The 23,788-nt window shown below is 41.4% G+C and carries 18 protein-coding genes, 1 tRNA gene and 1 other RNA gene; 16 read left to right on the top strand and 4 right to left on the bottom strand.

Features of this window, described 5'->3' with window-relative positions:
• Positions 1-136: 136 nt before the first annotated feature.
• The 14 genes from J7I80_RS14730 (at position 137) to ssrA (ending at position 14,917) form a co-directional block, all read left to right on the top strand.
• A tRNA-Arg gene (locus tag J7I80_RS14730) sits at positions 137-208 on the top strand.
• 449 nt (positions 209-657) lie between these two features.
• The gene (rpoN, locus tag J7I80_RS14725) at positions 658-2,001 is read left to right on the top strand and encodes an RNA polymerase factor sigma-54 (RefSeq protein ID WP_214739087.1); all 1,344 of its coding nucleotides are present in this window, start codon (positions 658-660) and stop codon (positions 1,999-2,001) included.
• 240 nt (positions 2,002-2,241) lie between these two features.
• Positions 2,242-2,502: a glutaredoxin family protein gene (locus tag J7I80_RS14720; protein WP_214739086.1), complete on the top strand. Its 261-nt coding sequence runs from the start codon at positions 2,242-2,244 to the stop codon at positions 2,500-2,502.
• A gap of 123 nt (positions 2,503-2,625) precedes the next feature.
• Positions 2,626-3,651: a sugar-binding transcriptional regulator gene (locus J7I80_RS14715; RefSeq protein WP_214739085.1), complete on the top strand. Its 1,026-nt coding sequence runs from the start codon at positions 2,626-2,628 to the stop codon at positions 3,649-3,651.
• Between the two features lie 49 nt (positions 3,652-3,700).
• Entirely contained in the window at positions 3,701-4,708 is a 1,008-nt protein-coding gene (gap, locus tag J7I80_RS14710) for a type I glyceraldehyde-3-phosphate dehydrogenase (RefSeq protein WP_214739084.1), read from the top strand.
• A 128-nt stretch (positions 4,709-4,836) separates the two neighbouring features.
• Entirely contained in the window at positions 4,837-6,021 is a 1,185-nt protein-coding gene (locus J7I80_RS14705) for a phosphoglycerate kinase (RefSeq protein WP_214739083.1), read from the top strand.
• 173 nt (positions 6,022-6,194) lie between these two features.
• Positions 6,195-6,956, top strand: a complete 762-nt coding sequence (tpiA, locus tag J7I80_RS14700; RefSeq protein WP_214739082.1) for a triose-phosphate isomerase — start codon at positions 6,195-6,197, stop codon at positions 6,954-6,956.
• Positions 6,949-8,487, top strand: a complete 1,539-nt coding sequence (gene gpmI / locus J7I80_RS14695) for a 2,3-bisphosphoglycerate-independent phosphoglycerate mutase (protein ID WP_214739081.1) — start codon at positions 6,949-6,951, stop codon at positions 8,485-8,487. Before tpiA ends, gpmI begins: the two co-directional genes overlap by 8 nt.
• 25 nt (positions 8,488-8,512) lie before the next feature.
• Positions 8,513-9,811: a phosphopyruvate hydratase gene (gene eno / locus J7I80_RS14690; RefSeq protein WP_214739080.1), complete on the top strand. Its 1,299-nt coding sequence runs from the start codon at positions 8,513-8,515 to the stop codon at positions 9,809-9,811.
• A gap of 356 nt (positions 9,812-10,167) precedes the next feature.
• A complete protein-coding gene (secG, locus tag J7I80_RS14685) occupies positions 10,168-10,401 on the top strand; it encodes a preprotein translocase subunit SecG (RefSeq protein ID WP_102264285.1) in 234 nt (77 codons plus the stop codon).
• Positions 10,402-10,573: 172 nt separating this feature from the next.
• Positions 10,574-11,320, top strand: a complete 747-nt coding sequence (locus J7I80_RS14680; RefSeq protein WP_214739079.1) for an alpha/beta hydrolase — start codon at positions 10,574-10,576, stop codon at positions 11,318-11,320.
• 85 nt (positions 11,321-11,405) lie between these two features.
• A complete protein-coding gene (gene rnr / locus J7I80_RS14675; RefSeq protein WP_214739078.1) occupies positions 11,406-13,796 on the top strand; it encodes a ribonuclease R in 2,391 nt (796 codons plus the stop codon).
• A 161-nt stretch (positions 13,797-13,957) separates the two neighbouring features.
• Complete coding sequence (smpB, locus tag J7I80_RS14670; protein ID WP_023613945.1) at positions 13,958-14,425, top strand: SsrA-binding protein SmpB; 468 nt, start codon at positions 13,958-13,960, stop codon at positions 14,423-14,425.
• 156 nt (positions 14,426-14,581) lie between these two features.
• Positions 14,582-14,917, top strand: a transfer-messenger RNA (tmRNA) gene (gene ssrA / locus J7I80_RS14665).
• A gap of 694 nt (positions 14,918-15,611) precedes the next feature.
• Here the strand turns inward: ssrA and J7I80_RS14660 are convergent.
• The 3 genes from J7I80_RS14660 to J7I80_RS14650 form a co-directional block, all read right to left on the bottom strand.
• On the bottom strand, positions 15,612-16,496 hold the full coding sequence (locus tag J7I80_RS14660) for a hypothetical protein (RefSeq protein ID WP_214739077.1): 885 nt from the start codon (positions 16,494-16,496) through the stop codon (positions 15,612-15,614).
• 60 nt (positions 16,497-16,556) lie between these two features.
• The gene (locus tag J7I80_RS14655) at positions 16,557-19,127 is read right to left on the bottom strand and encodes an AAA family ATPase (RefSeq protein ID WP_214739076.1); all 2,571 of its coding nucleotides are present in this window, start codon (positions 19,125-19,127) and stop codon (positions 16,557-16,559) included.
• A gap of 357 nt (positions 19,128-19,484) precedes the next feature.
• Positions 19,485-20,201 (bottom strand): hypothetical protein, encoded by a 717-nt coding sequence (locus tag J7I80_RS14650; protein WP_214739075.1) that lies wholly within the window; start codon positions 20,199-20,201, stop codon positions 19,485-19,487.
• Between the two features lie 627 nt (positions 20,202-20,828).
• Between J7I80_RS14650 and J7I80_RS14645 the strand changes: the two genes are divergently transcribed.
• Positions 20,829-21,392, top strand: a complete 564-nt coding sequence (locus J7I80_RS14645; RefSeq protein WP_214739074.1) for a hypothetical protein — start codon at positions 20,829-20,831, stop codon at positions 21,390-21,392.
• 248 nt (positions 21,393-21,640) lie between these two features.
• Positions 21,641-21,898 (top strand): hypothetical protein, encoded by a 258-nt coding sequence (locus J7I80_RS14640; protein ID WP_214739073.1) that lies wholly within the window; start codon positions 21,641-21,643, stop codon positions 21,896-21,898.
• A gap of 394 nt (positions 21,899-22,292) precedes the next feature.
• Here the strand turns inward: J7I80_RS14640 and J7I80_RS14635 are convergent, their stop codons facing one another.
• Positions 22,293-23,528, bottom strand: coding sequence for an IS110 family RNA-guided transposase (locus J7I80_RS14635; protein WP_214739072.1), 1,236 nt, complete (start codon positions 23,526-23,528; stop codon positions 22,293-22,295).
• Positions 23,529-23,788: the final 260 nt, after the last annotated feature.

The following is a 23,788-nucleotide window of genomic DNA, read 5'->3' as shown; positions in this document are numbered from 1 at the left end:
ATTTACTGTACCGTATCCATCTTACCCAAGATTATCATTTTTAAACAAGAGCAATGGCTGAGCTTCCAAAAAAACTTCCTTGCAAAGCGGGAAAACTTCTTCTATAATAGGTAAGCGTAACGCCAACTTCAAACATGCCCTCGTGGTGCAACGGATAGCACGTAAGATTCCGGTTCTTGAGATGTGGGTTCGATTCCTGCCGAGGGCGTAAATACGTAATTCAAATGGCTTTTGAGAGTAATCAGATAAAACTGTCCAAGTTTTGTCCGGTCGCTGCAAAAGCCTTTTTATATCCTTTTAAGGCTGGCAGGTCTCCGTAAAGTAGAAGGCACTGTACAGAGCTTTTTGGTAAGCTGCAATAGAATTCTTTAATTGAAACAACTATTGAGTGTGATATTCCCTCTTCGTTTCTTCCTAAACTTGGATAACGGCATGATTATGGCTGATGTTTGGGAGAATCCGTTCTTTTTTCGAGAGATTATTCGGTTAGATTGGGAGATTATGCTCGGTGTTCGGGGAATTACCGGGTTGCATTAAGAGAATAATTTTTCCAGTTACCTTTTTTAAGATTGGCTGTGTCTTTTTCCGTCCAATGCCAAATTCTTTCCATACACCAATGCCTGTTTATCATGTAAAATGAGTGCAGGGGTGATTTGGATGGATATGAAAGCTGGTTTATGGCAAAAGCAGACATTAAAATTGGCGATGACTCAGGAGCTGACCCAGGCAATCGCGCTCTTGCAATACTCAGCACAGGAGCTTGCGGCCTTTCTTGAAGCTAAATCAATGGAAAATCCCCTGATGCAAGTAGACTTTAAAAACATCACAAATTTTGATGCCAGTATGGATAGTACGCGAAAAACGAGAAGAAAAACATTCGAACGGGACCAAAGAAATCTAATTGAGCAGATCGGCGGAGGAGCAACTGATACGCTCGAAGACTATCTGCTATCACAATTAAACTTGCTAAAAGCTAGTCCTGTAGAAAAACTGATTTTACATGAATTAATTGAAAACATAGATGAAAACGGTTACTTGACTCTTGAAAAAGAAAACCTTGTTAAAAGGTTCAGTGTGGAGGAAGAGCTTATTGATTCAGCTTTCTTCAAGCTTCAGTCACTCGATCCTGCTGGAATTGCAGCTAAGGATCTGCAGGAGTGTCTATCGCTGCAAATAATGAGACAAAAGCGTACGCCGGAAAATGAGCTGGCGCTGACGATCATCCGTGATCACTTCCTTCTTTTTGCGGAGAAGAAGTGGAAAGCGCTGGCGAAGATGCTGGGGGTCGAACCGAAGGATATCCAGAAAGTCCATGACGAGATACAAAAGCTCAATCCTAGACCAGGGGCTGCCTTTCAGCGTGAAAAACTTGCCTATATCGTTCCAGATGTAGTGGTCAAACATGAAGGCCGCGAACTCTCTGTAAGTCTGTTTGATAGATTGATCCCGAAAGTTTCTTTTAATGATGGATACTTTCGGCAACTGTCTGCGCACCGGGACCCCGAGGTCAATAAATTCCTCCAGGAAAAGCAGGGGGATTACCAATGGATCAGGCGTAGCCTTGAACAACGGAAGGAAACGTTGTTAAAAGTCTCGATGAAAATCATCGAAAAACAGCCCGATTTCTTTTTAAAAGGTCCTGCACACCTGAAGCCAATGACAATGAGGGAAGTAGCCGATGAGCTCGAAATCCACGAATCAACGGTAAGCCGCACGGTTCGCGAAAAATACATGCAGACACCAGCAGGCACATACGAATTGAAATCATTTTTTACAAGCGCGATCGCTACCACAGAGAACGACCAGGCCTCCTCGCAAAATGTAAAAGCAGCCATCGAGCAGTATATTAAAGAGGAAGATAAAAAGAAGCCCATTTCAGATCAAAAACTAGTAGAGATGCTGGAAGAGACAGAGGGCATGGTCGTATCAAGAAGAACCGTCGCTAAATACAGGGACCAGCTGGGCATACCGTCGTCTTCAAAGCGGAAGAGATTTGATTAATGGTTCAATTGTTTCAAGTTGATTGTTTTAACACTAAATATTATAAATGAGTTGATTGGAACGGAAGGTGCGAGACTCCTGCGGGATCAGCGGGACAGGTGAGACCCCGCAAGCGCTTTAGCGCTGAGGAGGCTCACCGCACGTCCCGCGGAAAGCGAAGCAACCTGGAGTGGAAATCAACTTATTAGCAGAACATTAATATTGGAAAATAATTTTAGAGATCAGCCGAAGGAGAACAAAATGCAAAAAACAGTCAAACTTTACTCCCGCCCGCGCTGCCATCTGTGCGAGAACGCCAGGGAGATTCTCGAAGACTTACAACAGCAATGGAATTTTACAATAGAAGAAATCAATATCGACCTTGATGACGAGCTCGTCGAAAAGTATGGAATCATGATTCCGGTGATCGAATTGGACGGTGAAGAGCTCCAATACGGCATCATTAACAAAATGTTCATAAGTGAAGCGTTTTCACGAAAAAACCCTGGATTTAAAAGTTGATTAAGGTTTTCACTCCTGTTAAAATGAGTTTTGTAGCAGGGGTGATTTTTTTTACCGCGAGTGGGACATAATATGTCTTAGCGGGACATTTTGAGTCCAACGATGGAAAAGGAGAATATCAACATGGACTTTTCTCTCATTGATATTCAAAAAAGAATATTGCCCGATTTATTGCAAGTTATGCAAAAACGATACCTCATCCTCCAATACATAAATGTGATGCAGCCAGTTGGCAGGAGAAACCTATCAGTCAGCCTGAACTTGACCGAACGGGTTTTGCGTTCTGAGGTGGAGTTTTTGAAGGACCAGAATCTGATCTCGATGTCAGGTCAGGGAATGACACTGACTCAAGAGGGAAAAGATATACTGGAAAGTCTTGAAAGAGTAATGCGGGACATTATGGGTATAAACACATTAGAGCGTCAGCTTCAGGAGCGCATGGGCATCCGGAAAGTGATTGTTGTCCCGGGGGACAGCGACCGGTCGCCATGGGTGAAAAGTGAGCTGGGGCGGGCTACAGCCAATTGCATGAAAGATCTTCTCCAAAGCAAAAATATAATTGCTGTGACCGGGGGATCGACAATGGCGGCTGTTGCGGATATGTTGACACCCGACTTCGGAGAGAAGGACCTGCTGTTTGTGCCTGCAAGAGGCGGTATTGGTGAAGACGTCAAGAATCAGGCAAACACGATTTGCGCAATCATGGCCGATAACACGAAATCGCGGCACCGGGTATTCTACGTACCCGATCAGGTCAGCACTGAGGTATATAAGTCCTTCATCAAAGAACCGCTGATTTATGAGGTTTGGAATTTAGTTAAATCAGCAAGCATGGTTTTACATGGTATTGGAGACGCTATTACAATGGCGGAACGTCGTAATACCAGCCCGGAGGATCTACATAAGATTCTCAATGGAAATGCAGTTGGCGAGGCTTTCGGCTACTATTTCAACGAAGCCGGGGAAATCGTCCACAAAGTGCTGACGATCGGTCTCCAAATGGACGATCTCAAAAATGTAGGGGATGTCATTGCAGTTGCCGGCGGAGAATCAAAGGCAAAGGCGATCAGAGCCTATATGAAACAGGCACCTTCCTCAACGATCCTGATCACGGATGAGGGCGCCGCTAAAACATTGTTACAAGGGTAACACCTTAATATAAACAACACCTTTATAGGAATCAAAGGAGGAAATACTCATGGCAGTAAAAGTTGGTATTAACGGATTTGGAAGAATTGGACGCGTAGTTTTCCGCGCAGCATTAAACAACCCTAACGTAGAAGTAGTAGCAGTTAACGATTTAACTGATGCAAACATGCTTGCTCACCTTTTAAAATATGACACAGTACACGGAACTTTAGATAAAGAAGTTACTGTTGACGGAGACTACCTTGTAGTTGACGGCCACAAAGTAAAGGTACTTGCTGAAAGAGATCCTGCACAACTTGGCTGGGGCGACCTTGGCGTAGAAGTAGTTGTAGAATCTACAGGACGTTTCACTAAGCGCGCTGACGCTGCTAAGCACCTTGAAGCAGGCGCTAAGAAAGTTATCATCTCTGCACCGGCATCTGACGAAGATATCACAATCGTTATGGGTGTTAACGATGACAAGTACGATGCAGCTAACCACCACGTAATTTCTAATGCATCTTGTACAACAAACTGCTTGGCTCCTTTCGCGAAGGTATTGAACGACAACTTCGGAATCAAGCGTGGTATGATGACAACTGTTCACTCATACACAAATGACCAGCAAATTCTTGACCTTCCGCACAAAGACTACCGTCGTGCACGTGCAGCTGCGGAAAATATCATCCCTACAACAACTGGTGCTGCAAAAGCAGTTTCTCTAGTACTGCCTGAACTTAAGGGTAAATTGAACGGTGGAGCTATGCGTGTTCCAACTCCTAACGTTTCACTAGTTGACCTTGTTGCAGAGCTAGACAAAGACGTAACAGTTGAAGAAATCAACGCAGCATTCAAGAAAGCTTCTGAAGGCGAACTTAAAGGAATCCTTGGATACAGCGAAGAGCCGCTTGTATCAAGCGACTACAATGGAAATGCATACTCTTCTACAATCGATGCACTTTCAACAATGGTTATGGAAGGCAGCATGGTAAAAGTAATCTCTTGGTATGACAACGAGTCTGGTTACTCTAACCGTGTAGTTGACCTAGTTGATTTCATCGCTAAAAAAGGTCTATAAGCTAAGATTGGATAACCAATCCATTATTGACTATAATGTAGTAGGATGAAAAGGGGAGCGGGGTAATTCCCTCTCCTCTTTTTCTGCTTAATCGCGCATTTGCGCTACTTTAAAGGAGGTCTCTAGCCTTGAACAAAAAGACAGTAAAAGATGTGGATGTAAAAGGAAAACGAGTTTTTTGCCGCGTTGATTTCAACGTGCCGATGAAGGATGGACAGGTAACGGATGAAACAAGGATCCGTGCAGCACTTCCAACGATCCAGTACCTGGTTGACCAGGGAGCTAAAGTCCTTCTTGCAAGCCACCTTGGCCGTCCAAAAGGGCAGGCTGTTGAAGAATTGCGTTTGACTCCAGTAGCAAAGCGTTTGTCTGAGCTGCTTGGCAAGGATGTTAAGAAAACAGATGAAGCATACGGCGAATCTGTAAAATCCGAGATCGACAGCATGAACGAAGGCGATGTCCTGCTTCTTGAGAATGTCCGTTTCTATCCAGGCGAAGAGAAAAATGATCCAGAACTTGCAAAGGCATTTGCAGAGCTTGCAGATGTATATGTGAACGATGCATTCGGAGCTGCACACCGCGCGCATGCTTCAACAGAAGGCATCGCCAAGTACATTCCTGCTGTATCAGGCTTCTTGATGCAAAAAGAACTTGATGTGCTTGGAAAGGCATTGTCAAATCCTGAACGCCCATTCACAGCCATTATCGGCGGCGCGAAGGTTAAAGATAAGATCGGCGTAATCGACAACCTATTAGAACAAGTAGACAACCTGATCATCGGCGGCGGACTTGCTTATACATTCGTAAAAGCACAAGGCCACGAAATCGGAAAATCACTTTTAGAAGAAGATAAAATTGATTTGGCTAAAAGCTTCATGGAAAAAGCAAAGGCAAAAGGCGTTAACTTCTACATGCCTGTAGATGCAATTGTTGCTGATGATTTTTCTGCTGATGCGAATACAAAGGTCGTTGCGATTGAAGAAATTCCTGCAGACTGGGAAGCTCTTGATATCGGGCCTAAGACAGCTGAAACCTATCGCGATGTCATTCAAAAGTCTAAATTGGTCATCTGGAATGGACCAATGGGCGTTTTTGAAATAGACAAGTTCGCACAAGGAACAAAAGCTGTTGCACAAGCTTTAGCCGATGCTAATGATACATATTCGGTTATCGGCGGAGGAGACTCTGCAGCGGCTGTAGAAAAATTCGGCCTAGCTGAAAAGATGAGCCATATCTCCACAGGCGGCGGTGCTTCCCTTGAGTTCATGGAAGGCAAACAGCTGCCAGGCGTAGTGGCATTGAACGATAAGTAAATTTTGATTTAAAGATTAGCAAGGCGTGCCAGCAGCAGTGTAAGGGTGCGGATCCTGACACCTGCTGTCCTGCCGCTCTTGTTAAAGATAATATTAAGCCCAACATCCAGAGGGAATTTTTTAATAGCATTACAAGGCTGTAAATAACAGCAATCTTGAAAGGAAGTGTCAGCATGCGAAAACCTATCATTGCAGGTAACTGGAAAATGCATAAAACGCTGCCTGAAGCAAAGGATTTTATCGAAAAAGTGAGTGGACTTGTACCTTCAAAGGACAAGGTTGAATCTGTAGTCTGTGCTCCAGCTTTGTTCTTAGGACAGCTAGTGGAGCTTACACAGAATTCAGATGTTGAAATCGGGGCTCAAAACATGCACTTTGAAGAAAGCGGTGCTTTTACAGGTGAAGTCAGCCCGAAAGCATTGCAGGACATCGGCGCGAAATACGTGATCATCGGTCACTCTGAACGCCGTGAAATGTTCAATGAAACAGATGACACAGTCAATAAAAAGACGTTGTCTGCATTCAAATACGACCTGACTCCGATCGTTTGCTGCGGTGAAACGCTTGAACAGCGTGAAAACGGCGAAACAAATGAGTTTGTTGGCGGCCAGATCAAAGCAGGTCTAAATGGCCTGACAGACGAGCAGGTTAAGCAAACGGTCATCGCTTATGAGCCAATCTGGGCGATTGGAACAGGCAAATCTTCTACAGCTGAAGATGCGAATGAAACTTGCGCACACATCCGCAAGGTAATTGCAGAGCAATTTTCACCAGAAGTGGCTGAAGCGGTCCGCATCCAGTACGGCGGCAGCGTAAAGCCTGCTAACATCAAGGAATACATGTCACAGCCTGATATCGACGGCGCATTGGTCGGCGGAGCAAGCCTTGAGACAGATTCCTTCTTGCAGTTATTGGAGGCAGGTAGTAATGAGTAAACAGTCACCAACAGCTTTGATCATTCTGGACGGCTTCGCATTGCGTGGCGAACGGATGGGAAATGCCGTTGCCCAGGCGAAAAAGCCGAACTTTGACCGCTACTGGAACCATTATCCGCATGCGCAGCTGATTGCGAGCGGAGAAGCGGTCGGCCTGCCAGAAGGCCAAATGGGTAACTCGGAGGTTGGACACCTTAACATTGGTGCCGGCCGAATCGTTTACCAGAGTCTTACACGCGTGAATATTTCGATTCGTGAAGGCGAGTTTGAGAAAAATGAAACCTTCCTTGCAGCGATCAAGCATGCAAAGGAAAAGGGCACTGCCCTTCATTTAATGGGCCTGCTGTCTGATGGCGGCGTACACAGCCACATTGAGCATATGTTTGCTTTGTTGAAGCTGGCTGCCAGTGAAGGTCTGGAAAAAGTGTATGTACACGGATTCCTTGACGGACGCGATGTCGGACCGAAAACAGCACCTGGATATATCGAACATGCACTTGAAAAAATGAACGAAATCGGCGTCGGTGAATTTGCGACGATTTCTGGGCGATACTATTCTATGGACCGCGATAAGCGCTGGGAGCGCGTGGAGAAATCCTACCGTTCAATGGTGTACGGCGACGGACCTACTTATTCGAACCCTATGGAACTAATCGAAGATAACTATAATAACGGAATCTTTGATGAGTTCGTTGTCCCATCTGTGCTTGTGCGCCCGGATGGATCACCGGTTGCGACGATCCAGAACGACGATGCTGTAATTTTCTACAACTTCCGTCCAGACCGTGCAATCCAGATTTCCAACACTTTTACAAATAAAGATTTCCGTTCATTCGATCGAGGCGAAGGGCATCCTGAGAACCTTCACTTCGTCTGCTTGACTCACTTCAGTGAGACGGTTGACGGTTATGTGGCGTTCGAGCCATCAAACCTTGATAACACGGTCGGTGAAGTAATTTCACAGGCTGGAATGACTCAGCTTCGTATTGCTGAAACGGAAAAATACCCGCACGTAACGTTCTTCATGAGCGGCGGACGTGAGCAGGAATTCCCTGGCGAAAAGCGGATCCTGATCAACTCGCCAAAGGTTGCAACATATGACTTGCAGCCGGAAATGAGCGCTAATGAAGTAACAGATGCATTAATCAAGGAAATCGAAGCGGATAACTTCGACGCGATTTTATTGAACTTTGCGAACCCTGACATGGTTGGACACTCAGGCATGCTTGAGCCGACGATCCAGGCTATTGAAACTGTTGACGAATGCCTAGGCCGCATCGTTGACCTGATTGTTTCAAAGGGCGGTACTGCGATCATCACTGCTGACCACGGAAACGCGGATGAAGTCGTGACGCTTGAAGGAAATCCAATGACTGCGCACACAACAAATCCGGTGCCTGTCATTGTGACGAAGGAAGGCGCAAAGCTTCGTGAAGACGGAATCCTCGGCGACCTTGCTCCAACTATATTAGAATTACTAGGCCTGGATAAGCCAGCAGAAATGACTGGAACATCATTAATTAAAAAATAACTTTTAACTATAAGGAGAGATTGCCATGCCATTCATTACAGACGTATACGCACGTGAAGTATTAGATTCCCGCGGTAACCCAACAGTTGAGGTAGAAGTTTTCACAGAATCAGGCGCATTCGGACGCGCACTAGTTCCAAGTGGTGCTTCAACTGGTGAATACGAAGCAGTTGAACTTCGTGACGGCGACAAAGGCCGCTACCTTGGCAAAGGTGTTTTAAAAGCAGTTGACAACGTGAACGAGATCATCGCACCATTCTTGATAGGCGAAGAGTTCAACGTTCTAGACCAGAACGGAATCGACATGGCGCTAATCGAGTTAGATGGTACTGAAAACAAAGGCAAGTTGGGTGCTAACGCTATCCTTGGCGTTTCTATGGCTGTTGCACACGCTGCTGCAGACTACCTTGACCTTCCTTTATATCAGTACCTTGGCGGATTCAACTCCAAGCAGCTTCCAGTTCCAATGATGAACATCGTAAACGGCGGCGAGCACGCTGACAACAACGTTGACATCCAGGAATTCATGGTAATGCCTGTTGGCGCTGAAAACTTCCGTGAAGCACTTCGCATGGGCGCGGAAATCTTCCACAGCCTGAAGGCAGTTTTAAAAGAAAAAGGCTTGAACACAGCTGTAGGTGACGAAGGTGGATTCGCTCCAAACCTAGGTTCAAACGAAGAAGCACTTCAAACAATCGTAACGGCGATCGAAAAAGCAGGCTACAAGCCAGGCGAGCAAATCATGCTGGCTATGGACGCTGCATCTTCTGAGTTCTTCAACAAAGAAGACGGCAAGTACCACCTTTCTGGTGAAGGCGTAGTTAAAACTTCTGCTGAAATGGTTGATTGGTATGAAGAGATGGCTTCTAAATACCCAATCATCTCAATCGAAGATGGCTTAGATGAAAACGACTGGGAAGGCCACAAGCTATTGACTGAGCGCCTTGGCGGAAAAGTTCAGCTTGTTGGTGACGACTTGTTCGTAACTAACACGAAGAAGCTTTCACAAGGTATCGAGCAAGGCGTTGGCAACTCAATCCTGATCAAAGTTAACCAAATCGGTACTTTGACAGAAACATTCGACGCAATCGAAATGGCACAGCGCGCAGGCTACACAGCTGTTATCTCTCACCGTTCTGGTGAAACAGAAGATTCAACAATCGCTGACATCGCTGTTGCAACAAACGCTGGACAGATCAAGACTGGTGCACCATCACGTACAGACCGCGTAGCGAAGTACAACCAGCTTCTTCGCATCGAAGACCAGCTTGGCGAAACAGCTCGCTTCAACGGAATCAAATCTTTCTACAACCTTAAGAAGTAATTTTACGAGGTAAATCGCTTTTGTTGCGATTCAACCCTGTAATACTAGGACACTGGTGGCATGACGATGCTGCCGGTGTTTTTTTGTACCTCTATCGGCCAAACGGAAGCGAGAAACCGAAAAAAGTGTCCGATAGAAGGTTCCTATCAGTCAAACAGAAGCGAGAAACCGAAGAAAGTGTCCGATAGAAGATCCCTACCCTTATCGGACAACCAGGGGATGGAATTCATGAAGGTGTTCTTGTTCTATCAGGTATTATAATATAATAATCCTCAACAATTCAGACAAGTATTGTTTCATTCCCGAAAATGTGATAAATTTAAAATACTGTTAGCAGTTTTATCGGGAGGTACGTCATGCATACATTGTTAGTTGTTCTTTTAGTGATCGTCAGCATTGCTCTTATTGGAGTAGTTCTTCTTCAATCAGGCAAGAGTGCTGGTCTGTCCGGCGCGATTTCGGGCGGCGCTGAGCAATTGTTCGGTAAGCAGAAGGCAAGAGGTCTTGACCTTGTCTTGCACCGTGTTACGATCGTGTTGTCTGTTTTATTCTTTGTCTTGACTATTGCCGTTACTTATTTCGAACTATAATACACACAATGACCCGGCTTCAATAGAGGCCGGGTTTTATTGTGTTTACATAAGCAAAAACCTCACATATTTCTGGTGAATATGGGTATTTACATATATAAAGGCTTTTAATTGAATGTTACAAGATTGTTTGTTAAAACTAAGGAAGATATCTGATAGAGGGAGTAGGAAAATGAGAAAGTTAGTGCCAAGACCTTTTACATTTAAAGCTGGAAAAAGAGCGGTATTGCTGCTGCATGGATTTACCGGCAATTCTGCAGACGTTAGGATGATGGGCCGATTTTTAGAAGGAAAAGGATATACATGCCATGCACCTGTGTTTAAAGGACATGGTGTCCCGCCTGAAGAACTGATACATACTGGTCCTGAGGATTGGTGGCAGGATGCGCTTGATGGCTACGAACTCCTTAAAAACGAAGGCTATGAGGAAATTGCTGTAGCTGGATTGTCACTGGGCGGTGTTCTTTCGCTGAAACTCGGATATACGAAGCCGCTAAAGGGAATCGTGCCAATGTGCGCACCGATGCATCTTAAGACGGAAGAGTTGATGTACCGGGGTGTGCTTGAGTATGCGCGCGAATATAAAAGGATGGAAGGCAAGCCTGAAGAGCAAATTGAAGCGGAGGTAAAGGACCTCGAACAGAAATCGATGGCCACTCTGAAAGACCTCCAGGAACTGATCAAGGAAGTCCGTGCAAGCATCGACCTGATCTATACGCCAACCTTTGTGGTACAGGCAAGGAACGACATCATCATTGACCCTGACAGTGCGAATATCATCCATGACAACATCGAGTCTGAACATAAAAAGTTAAAATGGTATGAGGAATCAGGGCATGTCATCACTCTTGATAAAGAACGTGATCAACTGCACGAAGATGTTTATGAGTTTCTCGAGTCATTAAATTGGAAAGAATAAAATCATATAAAAAATTTATTGTGTTGTTTTTCACACCATGAGCGGCAAGATGACGAAAATAGCCCAATAAAGGAGGGATTTATTAATGGATGAAAATATTAAAGGCCATATAGACAGGCTGTTGCATTATATGAAGGATGAAGCTTACAAACCTCTTACGGTTCAGGAACTGGAAAGCGCCTTTGGGATCGAGGACTCCTCGACATTCAAGGATTTTGTTAAAGCGCTAGTGGTCATGGAGGAGAAGGGGCTTGTCGTCAGGACCAGAAGTGACCGATACGGCCTTCCTGAAAAAATGAACCTCGTGCGCGGCCGTTTCAGTGCCCATGCCAAGGGATTTGCCTTTGTCATCACTGAAGAGCAGGGAATGGATGACGTCTTCATCCCGCCCAATGAAACAAGCAATGCAATGAATGGGGATACCGTCCTTGTTCGAGTTTCATCAGACAGCTCTGGGCAGCGCCGTGAAGGCACTGTTGTGCGCATCATTGAGAGAGGTGTCTCGCAAATCGTTGGTACCTATACTGAAAGCAAGCACTTCGGATTTGTGATACCTGATGATAAAAAGTTCACGAGTGACATCTTCATTCCAAAAGAGGCAGGGATGGGTGCAGTCGAAGGGCATAAGGTCGTCGTAAAACTGACGAGCTATCCAGAGGGACGCAAAAGTGCTGAGGGTGAGGTTACCGCGATCCTCGGTCATAAAAATGACCCTGGCGTCGATATCCTGTCCGTTATCCATAAGCACGGACTGCCAATGGAGTTCCCAGATGAGGTACTTAAGCAGGCGAATGATGCGCCTGACGAGATCAATGAGAGTGAGATTGCGAACCGCCGCGACCTGCGTGATGAAGTCATCGTTACAATTGACGGCGCAGACGCAAAGGACCTCGATGATGCAGTCCAGGTCACAAGGCTTGAAAACGGCAATTATAAACTTGGTGTCCATATTGCCGATGTCACGTACTACGTAACCGAGGATTCACCGATTGACCGTGAAGCAGAAGACCGCGCAACGAGCGTTTATTTGGTTGACCGGGTCATCCCGATGATTCCGCACCGCTTATCGAACGGTATTTGCTCGCTGAATCCGAAGGTCGACCGATTGACGCTGTCTTGTAATATGGAGATCTCTCCAGATGGGCAAGTGGTAGATCATGAAATCTATCAGAGTGTCATCAAGACGACGGAGCGAATGACATATTTCGATGTGAACAGGATTCTCGTTGATCAGGACGAAGAAACACGCTCACGTTACGAATCTCTTGTGCCAATGTTCGAGGTGATGGAAGAGCTTGCTGCTATCCTTCGTAAAAAAAGGATGGAAAGAGGCGCCATCGATTTTGATTTTAAAGAATCAAAGGTATTGGTTGATGAAGAAGGACACCCAACGGATGTCGTTTTGCGCGAGCGTTCTGTCGCTGAAAAGCTGATTGAAGAATTCATGCTGGCTGCGAACGAAACGGTAGCTGAGCATTTCCACTGGCTTGATGTGCCATTCATCTATCGTATTCACGAAGACCCAAAAGAGGATAAGCTGAGAAAATTCTTTGATTTCATTACAAACTTCGGATACCTTGTCAGAGGATCCGCAAACGGAGTACACCCAAGAGCATTGCAGGAAATCATTGAGGAAGTCCAGGGAAAACCGGAGGAAATGGTGGTTTCAACTGTCATGCTCCGTTCGATGCAGCAGGCGAAATACTATCCTGAAAGCCTCGGACACTTTGGTCTTTCCACAGAGTTCTACACGCACTTCACATCACCAATCCGCCGTTATCCTGACTTGATTGTCCACCGCTTGATCAGGACCTACTTGATCGAGGGCAAGCTCGACCAGGCAACGAAGGAAAAATGGAATGCGATGCTGCCTGATATTGCCGAGCATTCATCCAACATGGAACGCCGCGCAGTTGAAGCCGAGCGTGAAACAGATGAGCTTAAGAAAGCGGAATACATGGAAGACAAGGTTGGAACGGAATACGATGGCATCATCAGCTCCGTCACGAACTTTGGGATGTTCGTCGAGCTTCCTAACACAATCGAAGGCCTCGTACATGTCAGCTACATGACAGATGATTATTACCGCTATGATGAACGCCATCTGGCGATGATTGGCGAGCGAACAGGAAATGTCTTCCGAATCGGTGATGAAATTACTGTTCGAGTCATCAAGGTGAACAAAGATGAACGCTCCATTGATTTTGAAATCGTCGGCATGAAGGGCACGCCAAGACGTGAGCGCCCCGCCCAGCCAAAGATCTTCAAGACGGGCAGCAGCGACAAAAAGCCGCGCCGCGGTAAAGAAGAAGAAGGCAAGCGAGGCGGCAGAGGTTCAGGCGGTGGAAGAGGATCAGGAGGGGGCAGAAATGGCTCCGGTTCCGGTTCAGGCTCCGGTTCAAAACCAAAGAGCAAGAAGAAAAAGTTCTTTGAGAATGCCCCCGCTGCAAAGCGTAAATCAAAAAAGAGAAAATAGGCAACTGATTAAGAGAGCTCCTGCTGAAGGGGCTCTCTGTTGTCCTAACAGCCATAGCTAGCTCCAACGCTTGTCGGGGCTGACCAAGGCGCTTGCGCTTTTCATTGTGGGAGAAGGCTATTTTTGCTAAAATGAGAGAACATAAGAAGGGGGAAGTTTTTATGCCAAAAGGTGAGGGAAAAGTCGTCGCACAGAATAAAAAAGCAAACCACGACTATTTCATCGAAGAAACGTATGAAGCCGGAGTGGTCCTTCAGGGAACAGAGATTAAATCAATCCGTAATGGACGCGTCCAGCTAAAGGATTCATACGCAAAAGTCCATAATGGTGAGTTATTCTTATATAACCTTCACATCAGCCCATATGAACAGGGAAACCGTTACAACCATGACCCGCTGCGCACAAGGAAGCTATTGCTCCACAAACGGCAAATCGCCCAGCTGATTGGTGAAACGAAGGAAGCAGGCTATGCGCTTGTGCCATTGAAGATTTATCTGAAGAACGGTTATGCGAAGGTTTTAATCGGCTTAGGTAAGGGTAAAAAGAACTATGACAAGCGTGAAACGCTGAAGAAGAAGGAAGCAGGCCGTGATATTGAGCGTGCATTCCGCGAACGCCAGAAAATGTAAGCTTGTCAGCTGAGGAAGAGTGTACCAGTTGAAAAAAGTACTCAGTGTGTTATAATAATAACTGTCACCACGAGTGACACATAACTTAATGCTCGGCTTAACCGAGTTCTCCTAACGTCTGTATCCTAGATACAGCAACCTTTTATATGGGGACGTTACGGATTCGACAGGGGTAGTTTGAGCTTAGGTGGCGAGTCGAGGGGATCGGCCTCGTAAAAACGTCAACGCCTATAACTGGCAAACAAAACAACAACCTCGCTTTCGCAGCTTAATACTGCATAGCGGTTCGCCCCTCCATCGCCCATGTGGTAGGGTAGCGGACTCACTCTAAGTGGGCTACGCCGGATTCCACCGCCTGAGGATGAAGGAAGAGAACAACCAGGCTAGCTGGCCGGCCGCCTGTCGGTAGGCAAAAGGACCAGCGAAGCGCCAATATGCCGACTACACTCGTAGAAGCTTAAGTGCCAATATCTTTGGACGTGGGTTCGATTAGTAATTAGTCGCCTTGCGTGGCAACATGCAAGTGAAAATCCGGCTTTATCGGTGAAACCTAAGTCGCGATAGCGATAGGGCAATGCCGAGTGGTATGTGGAGCAATCCAACAGCCATGTATCGACTTATAGGCTGCCAGCCTGGCAGTACTAGGATGCGTGATCGACCCGGGAGTCCGGGTAAAACTACATCTCGCATAATACGCCGGAGGACCTGGTAAAACAGGTTCAAGATATAGTCAGTGCCATGACGAAAGCATGGAATAGCACGTCCCACCGTCTCCACCAATACATATGTTGGTGGATTTTTATTTTGAAATGTGACGTAAAGCATAAAATTTCCGTTTGGAAACTTTATGCTTTATTTTTTTTTAGGAAATTTTATGCTTGATTTCGTATGCTAATGTCTTTAAAAAGGTATTGGCAAGCTTATAGTTTAAAAAAAACTCGGAGTAATAATATCTGTCAGTTGCTTAAAGTTATGCTCTTTATTGGCCATGCAACCTGGCTAAGTCAGTTACAGTGAAATTAATTGTCCATCTACAACATAGTGTTTGTAGATGGACAATAAAGTCTGGAACCAAACAAAAAAGTCAGAAACTTATCTAGTAAGAGTAAGAGTAAGAGTAAGAGTAAAGAAAAAGCATTGCGAATGCCATGCTTTTTACATCTCTTTAGCGAATATAACTATGTATTTATAGTTTGTATTCTGTCCAATCATCACTTAAATCAATGAAATTCAAATTTCTAATTATGTTCCAGGGGAACAACCATTTATTAATTTCTGACACGATCAATAATTGAAAAGATATTTGCATCCCAAAACTTTGTTCAATTAAAAAGTTTCGAATTTCATCGATGTCAATAAATGTTTTATTCCCCAATTCATACTCTACTTTATAATGTCTGGGTTTAGAGATATTAAAGCGAGTATCCTCGTGTAAGTGATCCAGTTTATCAACCAAAAATTTTATTGTCATAAAAACAGACTCGCTATCCACAGATTGGGTTATTAATTCATCTGTCATAAGGGAGATAGCTTCAGATAAATGCAATATGTCTTTAAAACTAACATTTAGCTCATATTGTTTACCTCGGTCCTCAAAAGAAAAGAATAAGTTCCCACCATGATTGGTACCCCAGTTTCCATGAATTATTTTATTTCTATAAATCGCAAGTTTCTTATAAAGTTCGAAAAATACCCGTATCAGCGGCTGTTCATTATTGAGAGATGCGGGGTATTTAAATTGTGAAAATTTGCTATCGTATAGATTAATTTTTTTAGCGAACTGAAACGGAACATCATCCACATTTTCTTTTAATATCCACTCAAATATCATATCGAGAGCTTTATAACATGTAACAAAAAGTAATGGACTTAAATTTTCGAGAACTTCAATTCTATTATTTGATCCGAACTCCTCATACATTTCTAATTTATGAGTCTTTAACCCGTTTAAATGAAATATCATGGTGGAATCAGATGTTATTCCATATCCCTTTTCAACAGCTAAAACAGATTCTCTCAAAACCCACCTTTCATAGCCCAGTTTTTCTATTAAATCTTTACCTATGAACAACTTTTCCAACTCCCTTATAAAGTTCCTAATAAGTAAAATAGTGAAACGTTCCCTTGGTTATTATTTGAAAAGTTTGCTGAACTTTTCTAATTCATTAAGGTCCTCAATCATTTCTTCATTACTCGGTATTATTCGACCGATAGCATGAGATTCATCATGTACATATGTGGATGCTTTTGTCATTCCTTCTGTTACGAGTTGGACAACCTCATCTGTGAACTTAACCTTATTTAGTCTTTGCGTTTGTACACTTGAATTGAAACGTTCGACAACACCGTTTAATAACAGTTCTTCGACTGCTCGTTCCCAAGATTCCCTCAACAGCATGTACCATGTTTTAACGTTCGGGATATATAAATCAGGATCTAATTGGCTTTCTAACTTTTTAAGCTTTGGCAGTTCATTTTTTAAGTATTTGATTCTTTTACTGGTTGCTAGGGTAATCCATGGCATTTCCGTTTTTGCGATTCCTGCTCTGTTACCATTTCTCCTTACAGAACAATAGGATGCGTTTACGTTTTGTAAATTAGCATATTTTTGTAAGGTGTGTAGAAACACGATGTCGTGTGTAAAAATAATGACTTGCCGTTTCTTAGCTTCCCGTACCAATCGATTAGCTACATACTCTCTCCTGCTATGGTCTAAAGAGGAAACGGGATCATCAAGTATAATTCCTCCATTTGATGGTATAGAAGAAATTTCCGCAAGGAAGAAGGCTATTGATAATGCTTTTTGCTCACCTTCACTTAGGATTTCATTAATGTTTATTTTTGAACTGGAATCCAAAGCGAGTTTTATTGTGGTTTTACCTTTTACTCCTCGGCTATTTAGCTTGAATAGAATGTGTTCCCTTCTTAGCTGCTCTAGTTCTTTTTCGATTTCGTCTTTAAAGTTGTCGGTCAAAAATGAACTGGATAATTCGTTATATTTTCTTGTCAATTTTGTTGTATCTAACGATTTTATTGCTTTATCAACCCTATCAACTTCCAGGCGAATTTTTGCTAAACTATAAACATGATCTATTCTTTGGGAGATTTTCCCCTTTGAAACCAACTCGTTTTGTTCTGCTAGTAAATCTCCTGAATTGTCTTTTTGGGCTAGTGTCTTTAAATGTTGCAATTCACTTCTTTTTATATCTAACCAATTTTCCATTTCTTTTAAAGGTGGTAATTCAATTTCCGGAATATCATCCAAGGACAGGTGTATATCTGTCTCGGCATTTTGTAATAATGTACTAATCTTTAATGCTGATTGGATAAACAATTCCGCTTGCATATCCAATTTAGGTGAATCATGATAAAAGAAAGAACGTACAGACGAATCTTTCACTTTTGTGAAAGGTAATGATTTTAATTTGGTTAATAAAACTTGCCTTTGTGAGTGTAGCTGAGCTACCTCTTGACTGATGTTGTCAGTCATAAATTCCTCAAAACGCGTTAACCGAATTCGAGATTCTTCCTTCAAGTCTTGTTGGCATAATATGCATTTTGCTTCATTTTCGACATATGGAAATGATTGTCCCGGGTATGCAATTTCATGATATTGCTTGGCGGTGTGCCATAGTTTTTTCCAAGGATCACTACCAACACCATCTAAAGGTTGTTCAACAAATGCTTCACGAGTTAAAACTTCTAGTGTTGCTTTCGAATCAAGGTATCGTTGATGTAATGAGACATATTCTGTAACTTTTTCAACAGATAATTCATTACAAATTTGTTGAAGATTGTTTTTTAAGTCTGTAATATCATTTATGTTCCTTTGAAGCTCCTGGATCAATTTAACAGGATTTGAATCTACAAGGACCTTTAAATCTTTTGTAATCTGATTAAGCCGTTCATGATCTTTTTCTGTAAAAATACAATTCTGCTGAATGTCCTTTTCTTTCGTTTTGTAAGAAATTGTTTCAACAAAAGTTTTGACTTTAGAAGGACTTGTTAACTCATGGAATGAAGGCAATGTTATTAAAAGCTCATCTTTTAACTGTAATAACCTCTGTTTTATTTCAGTTTGATGCCGAGCAAGATCATCGAAGATTTTAAATTCAGTAGGAATAAATACAACTTCGTTTTCGGATTCTGCATAAACTCTCGCACAATCAGTGTCGAAAATACTGATAGATGTTAACTGCTGTTCAGGTGCAGTATTTACAACTCTATTTATAATTGATTCTGTGCCATTTTGCTGTACATAAATGTCAGCCGTGCTTATTGAACCGCTTGATTTATAGACATTTGGGTGAATCTTTGTTTTTTCATCCACAGCTCGGCAAGACTGCTTTAATACCTTAGCATAACTAGATTTACCAGCAGAATTCTCACCGTACACAACCGTTAACCCATCAGGTAAAAATTCAAGCCCATATTCTGGTTCGATGGCGGCAATATTATTGAAGTTTTTTAATGAAGTTATCTTAATGGTATCTATTGGATTTTTATTAGGGATATGATGTTTTTCTAATGGAGTGATGTTCAAATCCCTCTCAGAAAAACCATTCTCATGGAGTATATTATCTATTACTTCTTTTATGTCAATATTTTCGAGCATAGATTTTTGATACAGCCTTCTGATTAAATCATTTTGCCATTTAGGAAGCTCTGATGACCATTCCCAAATATGAGTATTAAATTCCATATATTTCCCTCCCTATGACAATAACTTAAACCATACTACAAAAGAGGACAATATATTTTTGGAAAATGAATAAAAATGACACAATTATATTAGGTAAGGCGCTCAATATTAATCGATTGAGCTGACTTAATACTTGTTGTCGAAGGGTTATTTAGTTTTAAAGAAATACTTGATCGTAAAATTAAAGCAGCTCAAACGATGGGTAAGATATACATAGATATAAATACAATGAGAGATAAAGTTCAAAATTGTAGTAATTAAATCACTGAAGGGGTCATCTTTTGAATGCCCCCAATTATTGATATTGAATGACAATGTAATTTTCAAATTATTATTCCATTTGTATTTTTAGAAAAATTAATTACAAAAAGGGTCATCTGAAATAGAAATTGTGTTGGTCAATTCGTTTATTAAAAGGAGCGTAGAATCCTTAGCTCTCTTAGTATCATTGCTGTTATTAACACTAAAGTGTTTTATATATTCCTTTAGTAAATTAATGTTATTATTAATGATTTTATCCCTTTCTCCCGTATTTACTTGATAAAGAAGATACGGTAATTCGAAAATTGTTGTAATAACACTATTATATTGAGTAGTTTCATTAGGACTACAATCGTTAATAGCCAAAAAATTAGATATGTTTCTATTAAAATGAATAATTCTATTGAATAAAGGTAAGCTTTGTTCTAAATAATGAATGAATTTTAAATCCTCTTTACTAGCTTCTGAATAATTGCCAAGGGCTTCTTTGATTAGCTTAACACAGGTGTTATAGTCTTCAGGAAAGTGTGACATGGAAAAAAGTATATCATCCTGTGTTTGATCATGATCTCGATAAATATTTATTCTCAACAATAAAAGAGAGTACCCTTTGGAATAATATTCAAACACCCAATTATGGAATCTAATTAAATGTTCTGTCCAAGCTACATAAGTAGTATTGTCTTCCTCATCTACATATTCGAAATCAAAAGGGTCATCTGATGGATCATCATACCAGGTTAAATCCACTTCATTCCATTCAGTATTAAACTTTTCATTGTTATTTTTAAATACTGCTCTAAATGACAACATAAAATATCCTCCCTAAACAATTTTTAAATATTATACTAGGAGAAGTTTATATTTTAATACTTTAATGATTTTTAAAGAAATTTTTTGTAGTGAAAATCGGTAGTGGATTGTAAATATATTTCCAAATTATTTAGAGGGGAAATTAAGAAATTTGTCGAAGTATTAATGATATTAGAAAGAAAAATGGGATAAGAAAGTCAGTATTTACGAAATAAAAATATATTGCTTTCAGAGTGTTTATTTTAAAGAAATAATAAGGAATTAAACCTTAATTTCTTTATAGCCTGTAACCTTAGCAAGTATCATCTTGTTTTCCCAAGCAATAAAGTTATAAGAATGTCAGGTGATATTCCTCGATAAATTAGGCATTTACCAAGACGCATAATAGTGTGCTCTTATATTGAGATTCTTACTGTACAAAAGGAGAAGTTTAACACTGCTGACCCAAAACTCACAAAGGTTAATGATGTATGGCTTGGGCTAAGTTTAGAAGTAAAGAAACATATTTTTTGTAGTGTGTGATGGAAAAGCCAGAGGTACCGAACTTCCTTTACAGTAAATACAAAAGATACATCACATCAGGCAAAAGCGACAAGAGTAAAGTTTGATTAAGGGGGAATGTTTTAGGTGACAGTTAATCAAGTACTTTCTGTATTAAAGGAATACGATGGTGTGATCGGAGCTGTTCTTGGAACAGTTTTAGGTTCTATTAGTACATTACTTGTTACACATTGGTTGAAGAATGTAGGTCAAGTATCGTTAAAATTAAAGGAATATGACATTCAGTATTATAAGTCCGATGATTATGGTGGAAGATCACCTATTGATATGCTTGAGGAAGCTGATTATGCAGATTTACAATTTGAAATTGATATTTATAATTCTGCAGAAAATGTTAAAACAATTAACGATATAAATTTTCAGTTAATTGATGATACAAATGCAGTAATACATACTGGAAAGTTTAATGATATTGAAACAGGCAGAATGTCTGCTGGAGCATATCGATATGACTCACTTTCTTTTCTGAACTGTAAACCTAAAGAGCTAGCTAAGAAAGAATTAAAGATTTGTTTTAGTTCTTCAGACATACTACTATTAAAAATCACCAAGAAAATTGTCATAGAGGCAAAATTAGAAGGGAATACATTTCCTTTTAAAAAACGCTTAAAAACAACGGTAACTTTATAACCTTTAAAAGTATGTGAATAACTTATTTAAACTAAGCGGTGCGTTGATTTTGGAAGGAATAGCAGTCTTTTTTGTTTACTTCCTTATTTAACAAACGGAGCAGGATAGTTTAACAAATTTTTAGCTGCGGCACCTCTTTTATTTAAGAAAATTTTTGTGATTGATATGGATATTAGAAACATTTGTATTTACTAACGAATTCATTTAGTGTAAAATTACACTAAATGGTAATTTATAGGGGGATGAACATGAGGAAGTCTGGTATCATATCAGTTGCAGCTTTTTTAATTTCTTTGATTGTGTATGGAGCGTGGTTCTTTAACGAAGACCTATTTTCTAAATCAGCAATGATAATAGCAGTTGTACTGCCGATTATTGGAATAATCACCGCCTTCTTTACTAAGAAAAAATCTCTTAAAATAGTGGGGGTAATAGGGAATTCACTTGTGCTTTTGTGGGCTGTTGTAATTCCGTATGCCTCTACTTTGTTTTGGAATACGCCATAAACTGATAGAGTCGCTTCTAACTGAAGTGACTTTTTATTATGGAATACGTAGCATAAAAAAAGCCCGTTGAAAATTTTTGCTGGAGAAAGAGTTATTTTGGATAAAAAACTCAAAAGGTTTTTGTATTTCTGGTGGATATTATTAATTAGGTACTGTTCGTATTTTTCTGACTGCAAGATTGTGAATAAACGTACTTAAACTATCGGGTGCGTTGATCCAGAAGGATTAACCGCCTTTTTGTTGAATTCCTTATTAAACAAAACCAGCTAATAGTTTGTCAATATTTTTCATTAAAATATCGAAATTCATCGTGATATACTAAAAATGGGTATACCAAATAACCTTCGTATTCTCTGAACTGGAAGGTTTTTCGTTATTTAGTTAGATGTTGTTTCTATGCTATATCTTGGAAAGTTGTTCTGTTTCTTAATAAGGCAAATATCCAGTGTAAGAGCTTATTTACACAAGCAATCACTGCTACTTTAAATGGTTTTCCTTCCTCGCGTTTCTTATCATAGAACTCTCGTAATTTCTTATTTCGAGGAATGATTTCATCGCTTGTTTTGCTCTTGCGACAGTCACGTATCGCACAACGCACAGCCATATATAAGGCGTGACGAAGCCTGCTGGATCCTCTTTTTGTGATTCGGTTCTTGGTGGCAGTAAACTTGCCAGATTCGAAAACACTAGGGTCTACTCCAGCGAAAGCCACGAGCTTTTTAGGATCAGTAAATCGATCTATCTCCCCAATTTCAGAAATGATCGTTGCCGCGATCTTTTCACCGATACCAGGGATAGATTTGATAATATTATATTCTTCAACTTCTTTAGCGAGGGCATCTATCTCTGACTCCAATGTGGATAGGTGCTCTTTGTATTGAAGAATAATGTTAATATACATACCTAAGCTTAAGATATGACTCTGATAGACTGTCTTTTCAAAGGGATTGCGAGCTGCCGCCTCTTTTAGTTGTAAGGCTTTTTCATTGGCCCATCTGATTGAGCGACTTTTACACAATTCCTTGATTCTATTTGAGAGTGTTTCATCACTAGCCTCTAAAATGTCTTCTGATGACGGAAACTCCTTTAATGTTAAGAGTGATACCACAGAATATAAATCACCGAACACTCCTCGATATTCAGGGAATACTTGATCTAGAATAGCCTGGAACTGAAGCTTTGTCTGAATCATGACTCCTGTAATATTCTCGTGTTGTCTTGTAAGGTTACGAAGGTTTAAAAGCTGAACCCCTCGCTTTTTATACGGCTCTAACTCCTCCTTGTAAAACAACTCGCAGAGGTGGTAAGCATCCACGGCATCTGTCTTTACTTTCCTTAAACTTGAACTTTTCGCCTTATAGGAAATCAAAGGGTTAATAATGATTAATAAATACCCACGTTCCTCTAAATATTGGACTACTGCTGTTTGATAGTGTCCAGTAGCTTCAAGAATAACTGGAGGTTTTAGACCGGATTCTTTTTGTACTACCTCTAAAAATTCTACAAGTGAATCAAGACCCTGAAGTGTATGAGCTACTTTAAAGCTCTTACGGAATGGTTTGCCTTTATCGACAAAAGCTTGAACCTGACTTTCCCCCTTAGAAATATCCAGACCAACGACTGGATTCATCCTATATCATCTCCTAATCTTTTATTCTGCCGGTACCCCTTATTCTCCTTGCAGTGTCACAGCTTCGCTTGTTATACGAGATCTATGTCCCAACCAGCCTCAATCATGTTTCTACAAGTAGGGGGCAAACTGTTTTGTTGACGGGATCCAGGTCCCACGTGCAGTTACGTTTTACCCCGGCTACCGTTATAATAAGACCATATAGAAAAAGGTCAACCAGAAATATTTTCTTATCTGGATGACCTTATAATACGAACGAT

The sequence above is a fragment of the Bacillus sp. ISL-41 genome (assembly GCF_018613235.1).
Lineage (GTDB): Bacteria > Bacillota > Bacilli > Bacillales > Cytobacillaceae > Mesobacillus.
The sequence above is the reverse complement of the archived record's forward strand: the minus strand, read 5'-3'. Positions and strand labels throughout refer to the sequence as shown.

Excerpts from the sequence above, each read along its gene's own strand:
- smpB (WP_023613945.1), top strand. The coding sequence starts at position 13,958 with ATGCCAAAAGGTGAGGGAAAAGTCGTCGCACAGAATAAAAAAGCAAAC.
- J7I80_RS14680 (WP_214739079.1), top strand. The coding sequence starts at position 10,574 with ATGAGAAAGTTAGTGCCAAGACCTTTTACATTTAAAGCTGGAAAAAGA.
- J7I80_RS14715 (WP_214739085.1), top strand. The coding sequence starts at position 2,626 with ATGGACTTTTCTCTCATTGATATTCAAAAAAGAATATTGCCCGATTTA.
- J7I80_RS14720 (WP_214739086.1), top strand. The coding sequence starts at position 2,242 with ATGCAAAAAACAGTCAAACTTTACTCCCGCCCGCGCTGCCATCTGTGC.
- J7I80_RS14655 (WP_214739076.1), bottom strand. The coding sequence starts at position 19,127 with ATGGAATTTAATACTCATATTTGGGAATGGTCATCAGAGCTTCCTAAA.
- gpmI (WP_214739081.1), top strand. The coding sequence starts at position 6,949 with ATGAGTAAACAGTCACCAACAGCTTTGATCATTCTGGACGGCTTCGCA.
- gap (WP_214739084.1), top strand. The coding sequence starts at position 3,701 with ATGGCAGTAAAAGTTGGTATTAACGGATTTGGAAGAATTGGACGCGTA.
- eno (WP_214739080.1), top strand. The coding sequence starts at position 8,513 with ATGCCATTCATTACAGACGTATACGCACGTGAAGTATTAGATTCCCGC.
- secG (WP_102264285.1), top strand. The coding sequence starts at position 10,168 with ATGCATACATTGTTAGTTGTTCTTTTAGTGATCGTCAGCATTGCTCTT.
- J7I80_RS14650 (WP_214739075.1), bottom strand. The coding sequence starts at position 20,201 with ATGTTGTCATTTAGAGCAGTATTTAAAAATAACAATGAAAAGTTTAAT.
- J7I80_RS14640 (WP_214739073.1), top strand. The coding sequence starts at position 21,641 with ATGAGGAAGTCTGGTATCATATCAGTTGCAGCTTTTTTAATTTCTTTG.
- J7I80_RS14635 (WP_214739072.1), bottom strand. The coding sequence starts at position 23,528 with ATGAATCCAGTCGTTGGTCTGGATATTTCTAAGGGGGAAAGTCAGGTT.
- rnr (WP_214739078.1), top strand. The coding sequence starts at position 11,406 with ATGGATGAAAATATTAAAGGCCATATAGACAGGCTGTTGCATTATATG.
- tpiA (WP_214739082.1), top strand. The coding sequence starts at position 6,195 with ATGCGAAAACCTATCATTGCAGGTAACTGGAAAATGCATAAAACGCTG.
- rpoN (WP_214739087.1), top strand. The coding sequence starts at position 658 with ATGGATATGAAAGCTGGTTTATGGCAAAAGCAGACATTAAAATTGGCG.